This is a genomic window from Puniceibacterium antarcticum, from assembly GCF_002760615.1.
Classification (GTDB): Bacteria; Pseudomonadota; Alphaproteobacteria; order Rhodobacterales; family Rhodobacteraceae; genus Puniceibacterium; species Puniceibacterium antarcticum.
Genome location: NZ_AWWI01000122.1, coordinates 1 through 20,535, shown reverse-complemented (window position 1 = coordinate 20,535; position 20,535 = coordinate 1). Strand labels below are relative to the sequence as shown.

The 20,535-nt window shown below is 56.6% G+C and carries 12 protein-coding genes; 3 read left to right on the top strand and 9 right to left on the bottom strand.

The genetic code is table 11. The annotated features are described in order from the left end of the window. The first annotated feature begins 83 nt into the window (after positions 1 to 83). The 3 genes from P775_RS18965 to P775_RS18955 are packed head-to-tail and all read left to right on the top strand — an operon-like array spanning position 84 to position 4,490. Positions 84 to 1,736 (top strand): DEAD/DEAH box helicase, encoded by a 1,653-nt coding sequence (locus tag P775_RS18965; protein ID WP_218967728.1) that lies wholly within the window; start codon positions 84 to 86, stop codon positions 1,734 to 1,736. After that, positions 1,720 to 3,552, top strand: coding sequence for an ATP-binding protein (locus P775_RS18960; RefSeq protein ID WP_099912472.1), 1,833 nt, complete (start codon positions 1,720 to 1,722; stop codon positions 3,550 to 3,552). Before P775_RS18965 ends, P775_RS18960 begins: the two co-directional genes overlap by 17 nt. Next, entirely contained in the window at positions 3,552 to 4,490 is a 939-nt protein-coding gene (locus P775_RS18955) for a phospholipase D family protein (protein WP_099912471.1), read from the top strand. The genes P775_RS18960 and P775_RS18955 overlap by 1 nt, the downstream gene beginning before the upstream one ends. Before the next feature lie 81 nt (positions 4,491 to 4,571). On the opposite strand, the gene P775_RS18950 is transcribed toward P775_RS18955, so the two are convergent. The 9 genes from P775_RS18950 to P775_RS18910 form a co-directional block, all read right to left on the bottom strand. Then, entirely contained in the window at positions 4,572 to 6,515 is a 1,944-nt protein-coding gene (locus P775_RS18950; protein ID WP_099912470.1) for a hypothetical protein, read from the bottom strand. Beyond that, positions 6,512 to 8,917: a sensor histidine kinase gene (locus P775_RS18945; RefSeq protein ID WP_099912469.1), complete on the bottom strand. Its 2,406-nt coding sequence runs from the start codon at positions 8,915 to 8,917 to the stop codon at positions 6,512 to 6,514. Before P775_RS18945 ends, P775_RS18950 begins: the two co-directional genes overlap by 4 nt. Positions 8,918 to 8,983: 66 nt before the next feature. Further along, positions 8,984 to 9,820, bottom strand: coding sequence for a phosphoadenosine phosphosulfate reductase family protein (locus P775_RS18940; protein ID WP_099912468.1), 837 nt, complete (start codon positions 9,818 to 9,820; stop codon positions 8,984 to 8,986). Beyond that, positions 9,817 to 13,119, bottom strand: coding sequence for an ATP-binding protein (locus P775_RS18935; RefSeq protein WP_099912467.1), 3,303 nt, complete (start codon positions 13,117 to 13,119; stop codon positions 9,817 to 9,819). The genes P775_RS18940 and P775_RS18935 overlap by 4 nt, the downstream gene beginning before the upstream one ends. 1 nt (position 13,120) lies before the next feature. Further along, positions 13,121 to 14,047: a DUF4007 family protein gene (locus P775_RS18930; protein ID WP_099912466.1), complete on the bottom strand. Its 927-nt coding sequence runs from the start codon at positions 14,045 to 14,047 to the stop codon at positions 13,121 to 13,123. 9 nt (positions 14,048 to 14,056) lie between these two features. Next, complete coding sequence (locus P775_RS18925) at positions 14,057 to 15,214, bottom strand: cysteine desulfurase family protein (RefSeq protein WP_099912465.1); 1,158 nt, start codon at positions 15,212 to 15,214, stop codon at positions 14,057 to 14,059. Positions 15,215 to 15,420: 206 nt separating this feature from the next. After that, positions 15,421 to 17,343, bottom strand: coding sequence for a type IV secretory system conjugative DNA transfer family protein (locus tag P775_RS18920; protein ID WP_099912504.1), 1,923 nt, complete (start codon positions 17,341 to 17,343; stop codon positions 15,421 to 15,423). A gap of 65 nt (positions 17,344 to 17,408) precedes the next feature. Continuing rightward, on the bottom strand, positions 17,409 to 19,742 hold the full coding sequence (locus P775_RS18915; protein ID WP_099912464.1) for a relaxase/mobilization nuclease domain-containing protein: 2,334 nt from the start codon (positions 19,740 to 19,742) through the stop codon (positions 17,409 to 17,411). Then, a complete protein-coding gene (locus P775_RS18910) occupies positions 19,729 to 20,322 on the bottom strand; it encodes a helix-turn-helix domain-containing protein (protein WP_099912463.1) in 594 nt (197 codons plus the stop codon). The genes P775_RS18915 and P775_RS18910 overlap by 14 nt, the downstream gene beginning before the upstream one ends. Positions 20,323 to 20,535 lie beyond the last annotated feature (213 nt).

Sequence of the window (20,535 nt, the reverse complement as noted above, 5' to 3'; positions counted from 1 at the left end):
GCTTTCAAGGTGGCGCGTTATTCAGAACCACCGTAACCTGCCAGCAATTGTTCCAGAACGATTGAGAGGGCAGCGAGCAGGCCATGTCATCCGATACAGACATTGATTTGGATTCGCCGGGCCTTGCATTTTCCAAACTTCTAATGCTGGCGAAGCCCGGGAGGGTAAAGGCGCTTCTTCCTGACGAAATGCTCGACATTCTGGATGGGTTAGAACCGGGTTTCAGCACTTCAAAGAAATTGACTGCGTTGGCAGTGAACATGCTGGATCCTACCGAGACGCTGCAGAACGATACGTTGCGGGACTCCGTGATTTCTCTGATGCCGCTGAAGAAGGCGCGCGAGCTTTGCACAAAACTCGGGACACCAGCCGGGCGAAACCCTTTCGATGATGCACTGAAGCTCGCGTCGGACGAAGAGAACTTCCCAGCATTGCTTTCCTTTTTTGGGGTCATCGATGACCCGACTGCCCCAGGGGCGCAGCTACCAGGAAATGATCGCGCGCCCGTCGGCTATGGGCTCTTTGAGCATCAGCGAGTGGCGGCAAGGCGCACTGAACGGATGCTCTTCGAGGGCCCCCACCGTGGTGTCCTGCACATGCCAACAGGCGCAGGAAAAACACGTACCGCAATGCACCTTGTCGCATCCCACCTGAGCGCCAGTGAGCCGACACTGGTCGTATGGCTCGCCCAGAACATAGAGCTTCTCGATCAAGCCGCAGATGAGTTTCAGAAGTCGTGGCGCTTCCTTGGCAACAGGGATGTCGGGCTTTGGCGGCTTTGGGGAAACAAGCGTGTCGATCTTGCCAACGCCAAGGACGGGCTAGTTGTCGCTGGCTTAGGTAAAATGTCAGCATTGGAAAAGAACTCGGTGAATGAATTGCTCACTTTGGCTGACCGAGTATCTTTGGTCATCATCGACGAGGCACACCAAGCGATCGCTCCAACATATCGCTCTGTACTTGACGCCCTAGCAACAAAACGGGCGACGACGCGTCTCCTTGGCCTTACGGCCACTCCCGGACGAACCTGGGATGATTTGAGCAAAGACGAAGAGCTCTCCGAATTCTTCGGTCGTGAAAAGGTAATGTTGGAAATCGAAGGCCACCCCGACCCGGTCACATATCTGATGGAAGAAGGCTATCTTGCCCGTCCGCACTTCCGGACTCTGAATGTGCAGGCCGGACTCGACTTGTCACAAGAGGACATGAAGGGCCTGTCACAGGCGATTGATGTGCCGGGGGACGTTCTGGAGCGACTAGGTCAAAGCACACAAAGAAACCTCAGGATAATTTCAGAGTGCGAGCATCTCGTGTCATCCCATCGCCGCGTCATTGTCTTTGCCCCATCGGTTGCCAACGCTAGGATGCTGGCAGCCATCATGGTCGCACGCGGCACCGAAGCACTTGTCGTCACCGGAGAATCCGCTCCGGCGGCTCGCGAACGGGCAATTCGACGCTTCAAGAGCCAGGCGCCGGAACCTATTGTGATGTTCAACTATGGCGTTCTGACAACTGGATTCGATGCACCGCAAACGAGCGCGGCCATCATTGCCCGCCCGACCAAATCCTTGGTTCTCTTTAGCCAAATGGTGGGCCGGGCTACGCGAGGTGTAAGAGCTGGGGGAAATGAAACCTCAGAGATTGTCACGGTGACGGATACTGAAATGCACGGCTTCGGAGATGTAGCTGACGCTTTCTGCAATTGGGAAGATGTTTGGAATGAACGAAATTGTTAGCGACGGGACCACTGAATCCGGGTTCATTATTCCACCGGAACTCGCCGTAAAAGCGATGCGCGATAGTGGGTATCGAAATACCGCATACGCTCTCGCAGAGCTGATCGACAACTCAATTCAGGCTGACGCCAGTGAAGTTGAGCTCATCTGTGTCGAGAAGTACGAACAGGTAAATTCTCAGCAGCGCCTTCGCCTGCAGGAAATCGGCACGATCGACAACGGCAAGGGCATGTCCGCACGAACATTGGCCATCGCTCTGCAGTTTGGAAACGGCACTCACCTGGATGATCGAGCTGGCATTGGACGGTTCGGCATGGGACTTCCAAACTCGTCAATTTCGCAATGTCGCCGTTTGGATGTCTGGACTTGGACGAACGGGCCGGACAATGCCATTCATTCCTATCTGGATGTCGCTGACATTCAAAGCGGTGTGAAAGATCGGGTGCCGCCGCCAACTCCTTCAGCCCTTCCCAGCAAATGGCGCGAACGGTCCGAAATCTTGGGGACCTCCGGTACACTCGTGGTCTGGTCGCGATTTGAAGAGTATCGACTTACATGGCGAGGCGCTGAGGCGACCCTGCGAAACACCGAGGCGATCATCGGCCGGATGTATCGCAAGTTCATTAACGATGGCCGTGTCGCCATTCATCTCGTACGGGTGGAAGAGGGTGGGAACACCGGCCGCCGGTTGGCGGTTGTCAATGATCCCCTCTACCTTATGCCGAACTCCTCCACTCCCGAACCTTTTGACAAGGTTGCAATGTTTCAACGTTGGGGCGAGAACGACGAAGAGTTCACAATCGATCTTGGAGGCAAGCAGCATAAAGTATTTGTCAGATTCAGTTGGGCCAAGCCGGAAACCGTGCCTGATGACGGGCTGAATCGCGGCGCAAAGCCGTATGGCAAACATGCCATGAAGAACCTCGGCCTTTCGATCGTTCGAGAAGGTCGTGAACTCGATTTGGATACATCTTGGACCAACAGCTATGATCCCACCGAACGATGGTGGGGAGCTGAGGTCGAATTCCCTGCCACGCTCGACGAAATCTTCGGCGTAACGAACAACAAGCAAAGTGCGACGATCTTTTCGCAACTGGCCCAATATGATTGGAAGGCCGACGCGGAAGAAAATGAAAGCCGCTCCTCTTTCATTGAACGAGCGAGCAGCGAAGGTGACCCGCGGGCGCTCCTAATCCCTATCGTCGAGCACATCCGGGAACAGATCACCCAACTGAGGAAAAGAACAGAACAGCAGACGAAAGGCACAAGAAGCACGGGCGGTCGCAAACGTCACGAAGAACCAGGCGTAGAAGACACAGTCACCTCGAAATTCCGTCAGCGTGCGGACGAGGGACATGAGACGCCAGGAGACACGGAGGATTTTGGAGCCGATGACCGGGATGCCTATGAAGACGACTTGAAGGACGACAAGCACTATCCCGACGACGTCGCCAAAGCCATTGCTGACGCCATCCTTACGAGAAAGCGCAAGGTTGCTTTCCTCGAAAAAGCCATGGAAGGCTATGCGTTCTTCAACGTGGAGAGCGTCCAAGGCGGTGTCACCAACGTTATCTTCAATTCCAACCATCCGTTCTACGAAAACCTGGTGAGAGCGCTGAACCCGGACACAGAAGAAGATACCGAAAAGGAACTGCTCGACCGCGTACACATGGCTTCTGACACACTGCGCATCGTGTTTTCGGCTTGGGCTCGCTACGAAATGGAAGAAGTCAGGCATAAGCAACGCCTATCGGACATGCGTCAAGAGTGGGGCAAGATGACCCGGTTCTTCCTGGACGATGGCGAGGATGATTGATGGCGGGTGAGATGCTGGGCGACCAACTGCTGGAACTAGTGTCATCGGCGAAAGAGCGAGTTGTCCTCGTTGCGCCCTTCATTAAGGTCGATGCGCTCCAGCGGGTATTGGACGCCATCCCAATCTCGGCAGGGCTCCATATCGACTGCGTAACGCGTTGGCGGCCCGAAGATATCGTAGACGGCGTCTGTGACTTGGAGATCTTCGAGGTCATTACCGATCGCGAGAACGCGCAGCTTTGGAGGCACCCAAACCTGCATGCCAAATTCTTCAGGGCCGACCAATCTTGTCTCCTCGGCTCCTCAAATCTGACCGGGCGAGCACTCGGTTGGCGCCTCCCGACCAATCTCGAACTCCTTGTTCAGCTAGATATGAACCTACATGAGCTCCAGGCGTGGGAAACATCCTTAATGAGCAGCTGCGTCTCAGTGACAGTCGAACTGCGTGATCAGATCGCGCACCAGGCCGCAGACTTGGCGGCTCAGCGTCCAAAGAAAACCTCGATCGATGTTGAGCACGACGATGATCCGACTTTCCGATGGATACCCCTCTGCCCGTCGCCAGAACGGCTATTCAAAGTGTATACCGGCGAGCTTGACGAGGCAAAGATGGTCCGGTCGGCCTTCGAGTTCGCACAACGCGATTTGAGAACACTGGGTCCGCCCAAAGGTTACTCGGAGGAACAGTTCCTGGAGTACGTTGCAGATCGGCTCCAAAAGTTGGAAGTCGTCCAAAAAGTGGTTTCTGCCAGCAGTTCAGGGGTTTCGGATACTCAAGCGGCCGACTTGATCGCAGAGTATATCGATGCGTCATCAATGATCAGTCCGACTGACGCCTGGAGAATTCTCAAGCGCTGGATGATGCACTTCTTCCCTGCGCAATATCGCATCGAAGTTGGCCAAGAAATACTGGTTAGGGGCCGTACTTTATCCAGCTGACACGAGACTAAGCCTTCGAACAATTTCTACACTTGTAAATCTCGTTAGTCGGCAGAGTAGGGAAAAGCCCCCTAGCCAGACTTAAGCGGGTACCTCCTCGACGTTGATTCTGAAAATGAGCCCCGCCTTTCTTAGATCGGCACCCAGTTGACCGACGATATCCGGTTCAAAGACGATCTTGCCGATCTTCTCTGTCTTTGGCTTCTTGTCGTCTTCATCGGGTAACGGCTCACCATCCTTCAGTAGTTCAGCTTCACGCGCACCTTGCAAGGGGAGCGTTGTCCACTGAAGTCCTGACCGAAACAGCTTTCTGAGCTGGCTTTGTTCCTTCAACTTGCTAATGCGGGCACGGCTGCTTTGATGAACAGTTGCGATATCGAGGTCCAAAATCGCTCGCGTTAACTCGTTCTCGCAGTTCGAGTCGAGAACGAGGTTCGCGGAACGCGCTTTGCGTGGGACCAACATGTTGCCACGAATTTGCACGCCATCCGGCAAAGCAAGCCGTGCAACCGTTCCGTCTGCTTGAGGAAAATGTACCTCTGCATCAAACGCGAATGATCGTGGGAGAGGTGCCATTTCACCTACTCTACCGACATTTCCAAGCAGCTGTTGTCTCAAACCTAGTGCCGTAACATCCCGAAGACGTCCCAAAATGGTTGCGTCACCACCGGGTCTCAAAAGCCCCTTCGCCCGCGACAAGCCAATTGTTCTAAGATCTCCGAAGTCCCAAGTAATCTGGAAGCGCCCAACACCAGCATAGTTGAGGATCGGAGTTGTATTCCCTGATACACCGAGAACAGGTTTGGCCATATCAACTTCCTCAAGCGTTCCGGCAACGAGCAAAACAGTTTTCAAACCATCTGTGCGAATGAGATCGCACTCTGGCGACGCGACGAAGAATACCAAATCTCTCCTACCTCCGAAAAACCCGCGAGGTTTGTCTGGAGCTCCGAGTCTCGGCCCAATGATATCTCCGAAGGTCACTGGCCATACCGCACCTGTCGCATGTGCCCGTCGGGAGGGATTAACGAATAATGTTTGTTCCAGAATCGAAAAAGTGTCGCGATCATTCGAGATCATCAACGGTGGCGGATCGTCAGCCATTTCATCAAGCGGAACTGCGGCCTCGAGAACCTCGTCATGTGCTTCGATTTGGTACTGTAAAACACGATCGAATACATCGAGCATATAGCTTGAAGTATTTACTCCCTCGAAACGCAAGAGCATGGTGCGAATATGCTGAAGATCATCGATATCGATCTTTCGCAGTGAGGCAGCTGCTTTTCCTACGGCTTCAATGGCTTTCTGTTCCCACGTATCGACAAATGTTGCCAAGGCTAGGCTGTCTGAGCGATGCGCCGCGAGCGTCAGAATCAGGCCTCGAACACGCCCAGGGACAGAGAGATCGTTCTTGCGGACGTAACGAAAAGCCGACGCGTGAAGCTGAACATCATTGCGAAATTCCTTCGCCAGGTCATCGATTGTCGGTATCTGGGACATCAATACGATTGACGGGAGGGGCCCATTCCGCATGTCGATCACCTCTTTCAAGCGCTCAACCGTAACCTCCCTATCTCGGGCGCCTTGCTGAATTCCCAGAAACAAGTCGATGAGAATGAGATCAGCAGATGCGGCTGCGGCAACGAAGTCACGCCCATGAGTCGTAAACGGAATTCCTAGCGCACTAAGTGCCGCCTCTGCCGACCGAAGGAAGGGTGCATTATCGGCCGCCTTCTGCTCATAATTGGCAAACAAATCGCCCAAGAGGTCGTTTACTGCGTTGCGGTTCTCCCACAGGGCCGTAACAAATCCTTGTTCTTGTTTAAGCCGGTCTCGATCGCCAATATCGAAGTCCGGATAAAAAGCGATAATTCGATCCTCGTCGCCGACCTGAACATCATCAAAGAAATTATCCCAGCCTTCTTCGTCTCTTAGTTCATCAACCAGTGGGATCACATCGTAACCGTCGTCCACGATAATAGCGGATCGGAGACCAGCATTCGCTACCTGACGTCGATCGTTCATGCTCCCTCGCCCACCACGCGATAGTCGAAAGTCGTATACCGACCCTCAGAGTTGGTCATATCTGGATCCAATGTCAGGCTACCGCCGTTGTGCTCTGCTGCCTCCTTAGCAATAAACAATCCCAGCCCACGGCGTCGGCTTTTGTCTTTGAGCGAAAAGAACAGATCGAAGATACGATCCCGGTATTGCTTTGAGATACCGGGGCCATTGTCACTGAATCTAATGCGAGGTGGATTGTCTTCCACCACGATTGTTATCTCGGGCTCTAGCGAGAGCTTGCGTTGCTTTTCAACGTCCATCCAGTAAACGGAGTTGGATATCAAGTTCTCCAAAACCTGAACTACCATGCCTTTTACGGCGGATATCTCAATAGGCTTGTCGGGTAACAAGACGTTGGGCTTGACCTTGTGACGCTCAAATTGGGCTTCGTGCGCCTCTATAATCTCTTCCACGAGTTCATCGAGTTTGAAGCGTTCTTTCCGCTGTCGTCCGGTGACGCTTAAAGGGTCTAGAATGCGCAGACGCTTGCTAATGCTGTTCATCGAGGCACGTAAACTCTCCAACCGACGACGGATTTCGTCGGGAACAGATTTCTTGCGTAGTCCATTGAGGATATCGAGGGCATCTTCGGCGGACCGAGTCAGCTCGTGAGCAACAACTTCGACCATCAAGCCAATCCCCGCCATAACAAGCATCTGATCGGCGTCCTTTTCCATATCTGCAATCCGCTCGCGTGCTTGCGCCGCGTATCGAGAAAATTCTTCTCGCATAAGCTCCAATTCTTCTACGGCATTGCGATGTTCATTTGGCACAACTTTGCTGATCGCGCGAATGGTATTTTTCATTCGCTTCTCGAGATCCACAGTCCTTGTTTCATCTACAATGAAGGGTTCTTTGGCGTCTTTCTGTTCCCGGGTGATACGATTCATCTCATCACGCAGACGTTCGACCGCGAACTGTACTGTCTCCTTGAGAATTGCCTCTTCTGGCGTCTGACGAAGACCCTCACGATTAGTTTGATCAATGAGGCTTGGGTTGGATAAGCGACCTATTTCGACTTGCCCGACAAGCTGGATACGGTTCAAGGCATACCCCTTTGAGGCCAGGGCCGTCTTGTCGAGCTCTAACCAGTCGTCATCTTCTGAACCATACGGATAAACTCGGAACTCATCCCTATAAAGCCTGACACCCATCCATTGATCCAGAAGATTGCGTAAGGCTTGGTAGTCGCCCGTCGACTTACCTTTGCGGAGTATCGAGCGGTTGAACCAATGTAACTCAAAGTCAAACGGACCAACTGAACGCAGTGCTGTGTAGTCTATGTCTCGCTTGTTCATGCGGCGGCGTTTGGCTTTGGGTCCAACCAATGCGCCATGTAGAACGTCCGCCGTCGCTGTTTCGATACTAATTTCTTTGGGATGCTTAAATCCAAGATTGTTGAGTTCGATACGCAGCTCAAGCTCCGGTCCGGTTTCGCTAACTTTGTATGACCCCCGAACGACCGCATTTGCGTGAGACAGAAAGCTCCGCTCCAAGCGACGGATCGCTACCCGTTTCCCGTTCCAGAATACCGCAATCCGTTGACGGGTTTTCTTTCCCAGCGGATTCACGAGTAGAGACAAGTCATCTATGGCAAGCCGCTCTACGCGCTTTTCCGACCAGTCAGCGTTTAGGCGGTGGATACGGATGTCTGTACCGCTAAAATCAGGGTTCGGCTTTTCAGCACCCCGCTTTGGTTTGATCTCAATGTCCTCGATCATTTTTGAAGGGTCATCAAAAGCGGACCAGTCTATGTTGATGAGACTGAAATGTTCATCAGTCCTTTGGGCCGTACGGACCGACAGTTCGTCTCCCAAACGCATCGCCGAGAGGCGCCCGATCCCCTTCTCTCCTAGATAAGGTGTATCTGACGCCCCATCCGAAATGGCGGCATCAATGTCTTTGCGACGCGAAGGTGTGCCGATGACGAGAAAAAGCGAGCTCAGATCATCCAACGACATTCCAGAGCCAGAATCCCTGACGGTGATCGTGTTTAACCCATTGATTTTATCAAGGGCATGAAGGAGATCTTCAAATTTTCTGCTCTGCTCAATCAGTTCTGCGGCCTGATCCCAAAGCACCCCGGCTTCTGTAACTAATTTCGCGGAAATCCAATTCTTCAGCTCTTCAAAGTCCCAGGTCTCACCTTCAGGGCCAAATTGATCAGTCGAAATCGCGCGATTGATTTGTGCTTTAGCTTCCTCAAGATCTCTGCGCGGCAAGACAATGTCAAATAAGATAGTTACGCCATCTTTCGATCCAGCATCGATACCGTTTTTAATCAGTTCGTAGAACGCGATTGGGTCTGAGCTAATGAGCTCAGACCCTAGTTCCAAAACAGTTCTCGCTGTAACTTTAAACAACTAGCGGCCTTTTTTCATTCTGCTTACGTGTGAAGCCTCTCATGCAGGTTGTGAGCGAGCCAAGTACTATTTGTGGCAAATAACACATGAATTTCCCTCAGAGACACCAAAAATCTCGTCGATCGACGGCTCGGAGCGCGCTGACAGTGGGTTGGGTCGCACGGCGCGCATGGCGCGGGCCCGGCGCTTTTCGTAATCCGCCTTGATCGCCTCAACACGTTCAGGTTTGGCGAGGTCGTCTAGACTTTCACCATCGCTCCAGGTGAAGGGGGAGCCGTGTTCCTCAGCCGTTTTCTCATAGGCGCGGGCTTCTTCAAATGCTTCAGGATGCTCTTCCATCAAACGCACCCATTCTATCTTCTGTTGGAAGAAGCAGAAGGTGCATCCTGACCGAGACCGCCAGCGGTAGTATTCTGGCTCGCCGATGTCAGTGTCTTTCAGCAAGCCGACGACACCTGCCTTGTCGATGCCGGCATCCCGAAGTGGAAAGCGAACCAACATGTTTGGATGCTGCGATTTGTATCCAGACCGATTTGGCTCATCGGCCCGAATCGCGACGTAGGAATGGACGACTACGCCTTTCTCCAAGTCGTCACGCAGCCATAGGTTCAATGGCCTCAACTTAAGCTGTCGTGTGCACCAACGCGTCTTGGCCGACGGTAGGAAATGCCCATACTCGGCAAGCCAGAAATCGAAATCCCGATCCGGGTTCAATCGATTGATCCGCTTGCCAAGGAACCCCTCAAGCCTGTTAAGAAAGTCATAGACCTCTGGTAGTTCCTTCCCTGTGTCGGTGAAGAAGTACTCCATGTCGATGTCGGGGTGGTTTTGACGCATATAGACAGCCAAGGCCGCACTATCGCGGCCGCCCGATATCCCGAGAATGTGTCGTTCGTTGGTCATGCTTCGATCTTGTCCATATTGTCGGTGAGCGCCGCAACAGCCCGAGCGAGAGCCGCTAGCAAGAGCACATGACCATGTTCACTTTGGTCAAGACTCCGAAGGATTTGGTCTGCAAGCTTGCTTGCAGCTACTTTTTCGCTTTCGCTAAGTTCGAAACTCTGAAGGATTGGCGGCTGCTTGGGATCGACACCTACAATGAGAGCTATTGCTTCCGTGTTCGATTTTCGGTCGCGCATCAACGCAACGGCCTCGGCCTGCTTGAAACGGCGCCCAAGCCTGGCGACCTCAGACAGAGCTCCTTCGCAGTTACGGTCAGACCAGTCGCGCATGGGCTTCGGTTGCAGGGTTCCGGCCACCGCCTCTAAGCCGCCGGCCCCTGCTTCAAGCTCCCCTACACGCGCCGCGAATGCCTCGAACTTGAGGTCAGAACTTAAACCCTTGATGGACTTTGCACGCTCAAAACTTCCAAAAAATGTGTCACTTGGAACACCGATGGATTGCGCCAGCGCGTGTCGCAATTCCTTGGCGAGGACGTCATAAGCCGCTTCACACTCTTCAATCGCCGCAATGGTCTTATCTACAAGATCACCCTTGATATCCAAACCGGGAAGCGTTTCGAAAAGGAGTGTTTCCGGATCGTCTGCATGCCGTATCGCATCTCGTATCTTCCGCGTGTCGGCCGAGACGCGATTGGTTCGTTTGGCAAAGTCGCTCAATGCCTCGATACGCTGAAAGGTTGCACTTGCTACGGTCAGTGCAGATGCATCAGATTGATTTAGCGCTTCTGCAAGACGGGAGAGGAATGCTAGGTGGTGTTCCGAACGTCCGGCTGGCCTCAAAACGATGGCCGAAGGATCTTGAAGCATCCTGTCGACAAAGATGTCATCGAGCGCTGCAACAAAGCGACCGTCTTGGTAGACCGCATAGCTCTGCCGGTTTGCAAGCATGAATGCGAGCGCCAAAACCGGCATCACACCATACTTCATACCAATGGGCGCGCCCCGCCAAGTCTCATAGACATCCGCCAGCGACTGCTCTTTCTTCGAGTGCAAGACCTTCCAGGCTGGCTTCAGGGAGACGCCAATTTTGGTCGAATCTGGCTCGGCAAAACCATAACCTGACTTGGTCTTTCGATGTAAACCATTCGGAGCAAGAGTCGTGAGGTAGAGACCGAATGCAGCGGGAAACCCTACGAAACCAAGGCTCTTCTGGTCGGGGCTCTGAACCATAGCATGGCAAAGCGCTCGAAGAGCAGCCGCGGCGCTCGAGGAAGGCCTGTCCTTTTGCAGCAATTCACTGTGGATGATTGGCGTCGAATGATATGCAACATCAGCCAGGCGCGATGCGGCGGCAGATAGGGAGAACACCAACTCGGAGGCGTTTGCTGCTAAGATTTGCCATTGGCTCGACAACATCAATCGCTGGAGTTCGACATTCGAGCGGTTGCGCAGCAATGCTTCGCGCGCACGAATTCCGCGCCGCGCGATCCTATCACCTGCGATCTGCGGCACATGCTTTTGAACTTGAGACAATGCCGCTAAGTCGCCCGCATCTTCGATCAACCGCTTCCCATCTCCGACCAAAGAGACTGCACTCACAATTCCCGTGCCCTCCAGGAGTCGAACAATGTCATCCATCTTCGCTTCGATGTCCGGTGAGCGCGCGTCTTGGGGCGCGATAGCCATTACCATGACACCACTCGCGGATGACGCCTTGCGACCTACTGTGCGCTTGAACTCAGTTGGATCGAATTGGTCCCCAAGGCACTCTACGTGGAACGCGAAGGTCCGCAGCACGCCGCAATCGAAGTAATGTCGTTTAGCGACAATGTGGTCGAAGCCCGCTTTTGCGGCGACTTGGGAAAGATCGGAGGAGGTCGTCCGACCGCCAAATCTCTCTAAAGCCGCATCGAGGTCAAAATCACTGCCGGAGAACAGCGCATACCCGCCCACTCGCTTCTGGCGAAGCATGACTCCCCAATCACATAGCTCGTCGAGTGCCCCTGTAATATCAGAGATGTGGCTTTCCGGAACTGCTATCAAAAGGGCGTCTTGATCGACGGCCAATCCAGTCCCGTTCTTGAATATCTCAATGAGTGCGGCAGATTTCGTCAGCCTAACGTGAAGGTCGGTTCCGAGCACGTTCGCTTTCTCGATTGCCTCCGCCGCGAGCGTCATTTGAAACCCCAACGGACCAGCCGCAAGAGCAAGACCAAAGTTCGTTTGAAGATAGTCCCAAAGACGATCGGGGCCGAAGGTTTCCCCTGACGTCGCCGATGTGGACTTCAGGAACTCACGAAACCCCCCAGGTTCTTCGGACGCCAAGAATCCGAAGATGCTACGCTCGTTCTGACCGAAACTTCGGCGCGTGATGCCGCCGAGCAACAACGCGCAAATCGGGTTCAAAGGCCAGGTCTGCGAAAGCGCCTCGGTCAGCTCCTCTTCGTCCGTTGGTCGATTTGAACCGACGATTTTGGCCAAGCTTTTGGCCTGCGCTTCCGCTGTGCTAGGGATATTATCCGTATCGATCGCCCGCCCGAGCAGCCTGACCGTTTCATCACTTGCGGAAAGGAAGGAGAGATCCTGAAACCGCCCCTGGATCTTCGCCCATTCGAGACGGGCGCTCGAAGCGAGCTTGTCCGCATATGCCTCAAAAGCCTGATGCAAGATTCCGATCACAACGAAACGGCCTTCGCTTCTGGCACTTATCTCAGCCAGATCCTGCAGGAGGTGCGCATCGTGGTCTTTATCGGCCGCGGCTTCGAGGAACTTTCCCAGTTCATCCAGAACCAGAATAATTGGTCCCTGACTTGCGTGATCAGATATGTCTTGGACGAGTTGGCCATCGCTTTTTGTCGCGCGGTCCTTTTTTGCGCGTGTCCACCCGTATCGCTCTGCCATCTTCTCGGCGATGGCCTGTCTCAGGCTAACACGGCTTCCGGTAACCGGAATAACGCTCCAACCACCCAAGCCGGGATCAAAGGCTTTCTCAATTGCCTTTGACAGCTTCGGACCGGCGATCTTCCGAGCGAGAGACCTTCCCTCTTTGGAACCGGCAACCAGGTTACCCAAAAGCAGTGCGGTACTCGACTTGCCGCCGCCGTAGGGTCCTGTCCAGGTAAAAGCACTTTGTGCTCCCTCCGATAGCGATGCGGCCATCGCGAGGAGCAATTTTTCGGTACTGGCTTGGAGCACATAACCTTGAAGGGGCGGCGTGCCGGTCAGATCCATGTCGATCCGCGCGCTTCGTACGAACCGGCCGTTCAGTCTGACTTTGTCTGAGAGCGTTTCACGCGCCATGTCATACAGCCTTTCCGCGGCGCGCAATCTCGCCAAACGCGCTTTGCAGCAGAGCATCCAAGTCAGGACGCCGATTCCGTTGGACTTGTCGCAGGCCTGCCGTATCGGTCCAGACGAAAGCGCCACCAGTGCTTTCGTCGATCCGCATCAGCCGTTCGATGACGCTGTCTTCGTCCATCTTAAACACCCGGCCGGGACTGCCGGCGTCGTGGCAGATCATTTCTGCGGCGAGCGTCGCGCGGTTGTCGTGCGCGCGAGTCCAGTAGGCATCCAATGCGTAGGCGAACAGGGCGTCGTGAAGGTTCGGCTTTGGGCCAATCGAGAATTCGTACCATCCGCTCGAGCCGGTCTCCTGGACCAATGCCAGTTCAGCCAGCAAGGGTTCCGCAGCGTCATCCATCGCCCCGCTCGGTCGGCTGCAGTAGCTCCGCAGAAAGACCGTGACGTCGTTCTGGATAGTCTTGTGAGCACCACGCCATCCCTTTTGCTCGATCAACTTCTCGATGACATCCACCAAATCTGTCGATCGAAACTCGTGGCCAAATAACCCGTTGAAACAATAGTAGAAAGTTGTGGTGTGCTCCGGCACCGATGCAAGCTTCCAATGGATGAGCCACAGAGAGGTCGGATGCTCCAGAAAAGGGTCAAATCCGTTCTCGCCGAAGAGCAGGTCACCCAAATTGTCAGGCTTTAACTCCTTGCCGTCGAGTTGGATAACTTCCGCGGCTTGCGCCCAAAATCGCATTGAAACAGCCATGTTTCGGCCAACGCCGAACCGGGAGATGGCTTCGTCGTCCTTGAATACCGTCAGCGGGGCGCCACCGCGAACCGCGTCATATGCTTTGCGCAACCAAAGGATGCGCAGCGGGAATGTTTCGTGCCCGGCGAATTGCGGTTTGCCGGACCAATTGTCAAATACATCGGCCATAAGCCCATGCTACTGGTGAAGCTCACCAGTAGCAAGGAGGACTTTCTCCACAGCGCCGACCATGATCGCCGTCGCCGAGCCAATATCGTCTTCAGAAAGCCACCACCCGACACCTATACGCAGGAAGCGTTTCTGCTCGTCATGAGTGAGATGCAGCGCGGAAAGAACCGGCGAAGGCTGCAATGAACCGGAATGGCAGGCAGACGCGTTCGAAAGACATACTTTGGTGTTCAGACTGTCGATCAGATCTGAGCTCGCCGGCGTGTCGACTATGAATGCGGCAGCTCCAGGAACCGCCGGACTTGATGGGAAAAGCCGTTCCACACGCAAGCCGTCGCCAGAGAGTTGCTCCTCGAACAGGGATATCAGACCCCTACTGTGGACAGACTCTCGCGCCATATTCTGAGCCGATATCTCGGCTGCACGGCCCATTGCCGCAACTAACGCGGCTGGTTGCGTTCCGCTCAGATGCTCTTCCAACTGTCTTGCGGATGTCAGCTCGGTTGGCTTTGGGGCGTTGGCGGCCACAAAAAGTGCACCGACACCCTGTGGTCCCCCAAATTTATGAGCCGACAGGCTGAGGTAATCGGCACCGAGATCGAATACGTCGATCGGATGCTTGCCCGCGGCCTGAGCAGCATCGACATGCATGAGCGCGCCGACGGCATGCGCCATTTCACTTATCTTTTCAATTGGTTGGATTACACCCGTTAAATTGCTTGCAAGCATTGTGCTGACGAGCAGTGTGGTCTCGCCCAAAAGAGCCTCGAGACTTTCCAGGCAAATCGAACCATTTATGCCGACAGGACACATCAGGACCTCGAAGCCCAACTCGCGCAGTGCTTCCGCAGGACGTCGAACCGCGTCGTGTTCCAGCGCGGACAGAATGATTTTGTTTCTGTGCGGAAACTGTTCTGCAACGGCGCGCGAAGTCCCTATGATCGCGAGCGCGTTTGCCTCAGTAGCGCCCGAGGTAATGAAGATCTCGTTTGGCGCAGCACCGATGAGGGTCGCAACGGCCCTCCTTCCTTTTTCGTAGAGGCGGTTAGCCTGCCAGCCTGCAACGTGATTGGAGTTCGCGTTTCCGGGTTGAGCCAGCGCCTCAATAAGAACGTCCTTGGCTTCCGGACGCATTGGCCAGCTGGCGAGGCCATCAAGGTAATACATGGTGTAAGCTTTACTCCGTCATCCGCCGATTAGCGCTCAAACAAAAAACACAATGAGCCACAGTAACCCCATTTTCTGATGGCTTTTCCCGCTTACCACGATTTCGGGCGACTGCAAATGTTGCCATACTGTTCTCATTGCACCAAAATTTCATTCCTCATTCCCATTTTTCAAGAAAACATCCCTCCACAAAATCACTAGACGTCTTAAGGCCCATCTTTCATAGCCGACTCTAGCGCGCCCAGGCCATCCACAGCGGTCCTCACCTGCTCGTCACCCACCTCCTTTGCCAGATCATCAGAGGACACCTGAGAGGCAAAATCCATCTCCATCTGTCGCTGTTCCTCGGCGATAACGGCTTGAACGACGGGCGCGGTTTTCTTTGGAACGCCGTCAGTTTGTCGTGACAGTTGACCCCCAGAAGCCTGAGCTGAGTTTTCCACGACGGCGTCAGGTCCACTTGGTCCATTCGAAGGCGGAGTCATCGGCATAGCGCGCACACTCAGCGGCAGACTGCCTTGCGGCCCCCCTCCCCCCGGCTCCGGAAACGGCAGCTCGCCCGTCTGCGCCGCATGGATCGCCTTGAACAGCCGATCGTCGAAGTACTGGATCCGCTTTGCACGGACCGGCATTTGCGCATCGATGACCATGACGATTTCGTCGAGCGGCAGGCGGCGCGCCTCATCTTCGGGTAACAGCGAGCTTTCTTCGGTCCGTGTGGATTGGCTGCGGCCCTCGAAGGGGTTCTTGCCGATGGACTGGGACCGCGTGATAACGGTCTTCGTGGTCTTGCCAACCGCCTTGCTCAGCTCTTCGACGGTTTTTTCATCCGAAGGCGTCAGGTAGAGCTTCACGCCCGCGTTGCCTTGCAGCGCGCGGCGGGTGTTCTCGCCATAGATTTCATCGAGGGCGGGGATGGTTTGGGTGACCACAGCGAGGTGACCGCGATAGGTGCGCAGGGTCTCGATGCTTTCGACCACGATGGGCATCTTGCCTAGGCGGTTGAACTCGTCGAGCATGATCATCACGGGCCACGGCTCGTCGGGCCCGGGATCTTTTTCCTGCATGGCGGAAAGGAGGTCGGAGAAAAAGAGCCGGATCAGCGGCGCGAGCGGCTTCACCATCAGCGGCTGGACCACGAGATAGACCGAAAAGGGCTTCTTGCGGATCGTCCGGAAATCAAAGTCCGAGACCGCCGTCGCCTCGTCGATGGCCGGGTTCTGCCATTGATCGAGCCCCGAGGTCATCAGGAGCGAGACGTATGAGGTCAGCGTGTCGTTGTTGGTCGAGGCCAGCCGGGTGAAGATCAGCTTGGCGGCCCTGTTGTCGACCTCATGGCCCCGCGCGAAGTATTCCTTCTGCTTGTTCCCTCCGGAGGCCGCGATGCGATAGATCTCGCCCAAGGTGGGGCGCTTGCGCTGGAACGCCAGCAGACCTGCCGCCACGAAGAGATCGATCCCGCCTTTGAGCAGGCCCTGCACCCGGTCATTGTCGCTTTGCAGGAAGAGCGTCGCCAGAAGCTGCAGTTCCATCTGTTGCCGCGCGGGATCTTTCAGTTGATAGATGCGCAGGAGCGGGTTGTAGCGATGCGTGCGCTTGCCCTCCCAATCGGTGGGGGCAAAGCGATAGACCTTGTCGCCTTGAGATGCGCGGTGCCGGGCCGTGGCCTCGAAACACTCGCCCTTCACATCGAGCGTCACGGCGGAGCCTTGCCAGGTCAACAGGTTCGGAATGACGAAGCCCGTGGTCTTGCCGCGGCCCGTGGGCGCCACGATCAGCGCATGGGGGAAGACCTTGGAGCAGATGTAGCTGGCGCGGGAGCCCGGCGGCCCCAGCTTGCCGAGGATGAACCCGGTGCCGGGCGCCCCGAAGAACCCATTGGCCTTCATCTCGCGCGCGCTCTGCCAATGGGTCTGGCCAAAGCGTGTCAGGGCCGACCCCGAGAGGGCGAGGCTCAGCATGAGGCCGGCGGCGGCGAAGCTGCCGATGATCAGGTGAATAAGTTGGGCGTCCTCCGGGCGGCGATCGAGGATCGCCATGTAGTTCTGCGCGATATAGGCAAAGTCGATCTCGGCCCCGAAGCCGAGATCCTGGTAGGTCAGCACCGCCGAGGCGATGGTATAGCCCATGGCGGCGGTCACCAGCGTCACCAGCAAGACCCCTGTTGCGATCCGCGCTTTTCCCGTGGAGGCGCTCAATGGACCTGACCCCGCTCGGTCTCGCCATCCACGTCAGCGGTGCGGTGTTTTTCATATTCGGTGTCGGCAAGATCATCGACCACCTGGCGCAAGGCCTCCGTGTTGGCCGTTGCTGCATCCGATTGCAGATAGACCTTGGCGACATAGAGCCGGTCGAGGCGGTCCTCGAGAACCTTGTCCAGCGCATCGGCATCGCCGGATGTGAGCCGATCGAGTTGGCGAACGTCCAGCACCCGCGCGATCTCGTCGCGAAAGGCGTCCCGCTCCGCCTCGGTCTCGAAGGGCGCGGACAATTCCCCGGCCCGCTCATGGTCCAGGACACGCGCAATCTCGTCTGCTAGGCGGTCGGCACGGCCAGACTGCGAAGCAGTTTCACCGCGGGCTGCGAGGAGTGCGTCGCGCGTGCCAACCCCAAGCCCCTCGCGCAACTCGTTTTCGCGGCGGACCTGATTGATGACCTCCGTGTCGCGGATCTCGACGACGGCCGCATAGGTCGCGCCGAGCCCGCGGGCGAGGTGGGACGGCATGTCCGGATAGCGCGCGCGCAAGTCATCCGTGACAGCATCTGCAACGGGCGTGCGGAGGTCGCGTCCCTCCATGATCCGGTCGACTTCTCGGGTGATCTCGCTGGCGCGGGCCGCATCGGTGATGGTCTCCCTGTAGGGCTCAGACCGGTCCATCACATCGCCAGGGCGTGCAAGCAGCTCCGGGTGTGCCTCGAGATACGCGCGCTGCTCCGTCTCGATCCGGCGCTCCGCTCGCGATACAACCTCCCAATCCCGGTCCTCGATCTGCTGCGCTGTCAGGTCGTCTGCGCGCATCTCCTGACGGATTGTCCCTTCCATCGCCCGGACCGCGCCCTCATGATAATGGAACCGCTCGCTGTCCGGTTCCGCTTCCATGACACCATCCCGGCGCAGCACCTGTTCGCGTTCCAGCAGCGTGCCGAGCGCGACATGCACATCGTTGAGAATGTCGCGCGCCTGTTCCAGATCGGCGCGGCGCTCGAGGTTCAGATCCCGCGCCTCGGCCACCTTGGCGAGATCATTGGCGATCCATTGATGCTCGAGCGCTGCATTTGAGGCGCCCGTCTCGATCCGGGCCACCACTTCCGATGTGCTGATCCCGGTGCCCCGTAGTGCCGCGTCAATGCGCGATCTCAGGTCGGGCTCGGCCAGTCGCTCGCGCTGGCTGGCGTCGATATTGGCTTCGGAATAGATCCCGCCCTCCGAGGGGGTCTCTGACAGTGAGCCTGAGCGCAGCCCCAAGGGCTGCATGTGCTGGACCTGCGTCTGGATCTCGATGAGGCGCTTTTCCAGCACGGGACGTTCCGCGTCGGACTTCTCGGCGATCATGCCCTGCACCCGCGCCAGCTTCTCCGCATAGAGGCTTCTCAGATCCTCGAAACTCTGATCCTCGGCCATATACACATCTCCTGTTCGGTCCACCTGCCCGCCGCGCGCCAGCACCTCGCCCGCGCGGAAGAGTGCCGCGGCAATATCCTCGCGGGCCTCCCGGGAGGCCTCCGCGGCAAGCGAATGGTAGACGGTTCTGGTGTTGGCGATTTCCGCCAGCGTCCGGGCTAGGTCGGTCCCAACGCGTTCCCGCTCGCGGGGCGCGCGACCCTCTTCTTTCGCCGCATAGATCTCGCTTGTGCGGGCCGGGTAATGCACAACCCCGCGATCCACCCGGCGCGTGGCCTCCAGCCGCACGCCGTACTTCTCCGCCTCCTCGACCATGGCGAGGCGGAAATCGTCGTAGTTGAAGCGGTGGTTGCGCCCCAGAAAGAAGAACTCGCCTTCCTGCGAGCGGCGGTTCAGCACCAGATGCGCATGGGGGTGATCGCGGTCCTCATGCACCGCGATGATGTAGTCGAAATGCCCCGCGTCAGTCTGGAAGAACCGCTCGGCCACATCGGTTGCGATGTCGCGCACATCCTCCCCGCGCGTGCCGATGGGGAATGACATGAGCATGTGGGTGGTCTGGCCCAGCTTGGGCCTGAAGCCCGCATCCCAGCGCTTGGCAAAGCGCTCGGTCAGGTCCTTGATGTCACCCGCCTCGAGTTTCGCCTTGCCATCCAGGAAGCCGCTACTGTCGACGATATGGGTGGACTTGGTGGTGAGGTAATCGAGCTGGTTTGCGAGCTGCGATTTGGTATGCGTGCCCCCGCCCCGGATCGCCTTGAAGACCGCTGGCCGATGCCCTGCTGCCGCGCGGGTAAGCTGGGTCTGCTTGGCGACATGCAGACCTTGCATCGAGCCCCGGACGCGGCTCCAGCCATCCCGGAAGACCTCGCCCGTGACGGCATGGACGGCATCATTCAGCCGCATGCGCAAACTCCCTCAGCGCGGCCGTGGCCTCCAGCTGCATCGCGTCCCGACGGCGCCGCAGGAGCAGATCGATCTCGTCAGCGGAATCCAGGATGAACCGCGCCAACCCGCGCATCTGGGCAAGGCGCAATTCGGTGAACTCGGCACTCGTGCCTCCCCCGGCCCCCTGCCCTTGCCGGTTGGCCAGCGTCATCTGCTTGGCGATCTGCGCGACCCCATTGCCAACCTCGTGCAGAGAGGCGCGGTAGCGCGCCATCTCTGCTGCCATCTGCGCGTCCGGAACGAACACGCCACCCGCCGCCTGAATGAGCCGCCGCAGCCCCTCGGCCCGGCTCTCGATCCCGGCTGTCGCCAGCACCGCGTCAAGGGCTGCGAGCTCGGCGGTGGTCACCTTCACACTGACCGCAGAAACAGGAACGCCCGTGTCCGTCTGGCGTTCGACATCAGCTTTCAGGACGTACCGCACGGCCCGTGCCGTCACCCCGAACTGCGTCGCCAGAGCGGTCGTCGACACACCCTCCGCGGCCTCGCGGACGATCTGCATCTTCTCGATCTCTGTCAGGCGTTTTGTTCGGGACATGCGGAAGAAAGACCCCCTATTTCCTGCCACCTTCCACCAAGGCTGCCCCCACCTTACGATAATATACCGATCTGTCAATTATATACTTACGTCGCATTCAGTCTCAGGCAGCCTTGGTGTCCGCTTCCCCCGCGGCCCGCAGGGACGCGGCAATGCCGCCCTCACCACCGGGCGACCCACCTGTCCTAGGGGGCCCATCCGCCAGCCCCGCCC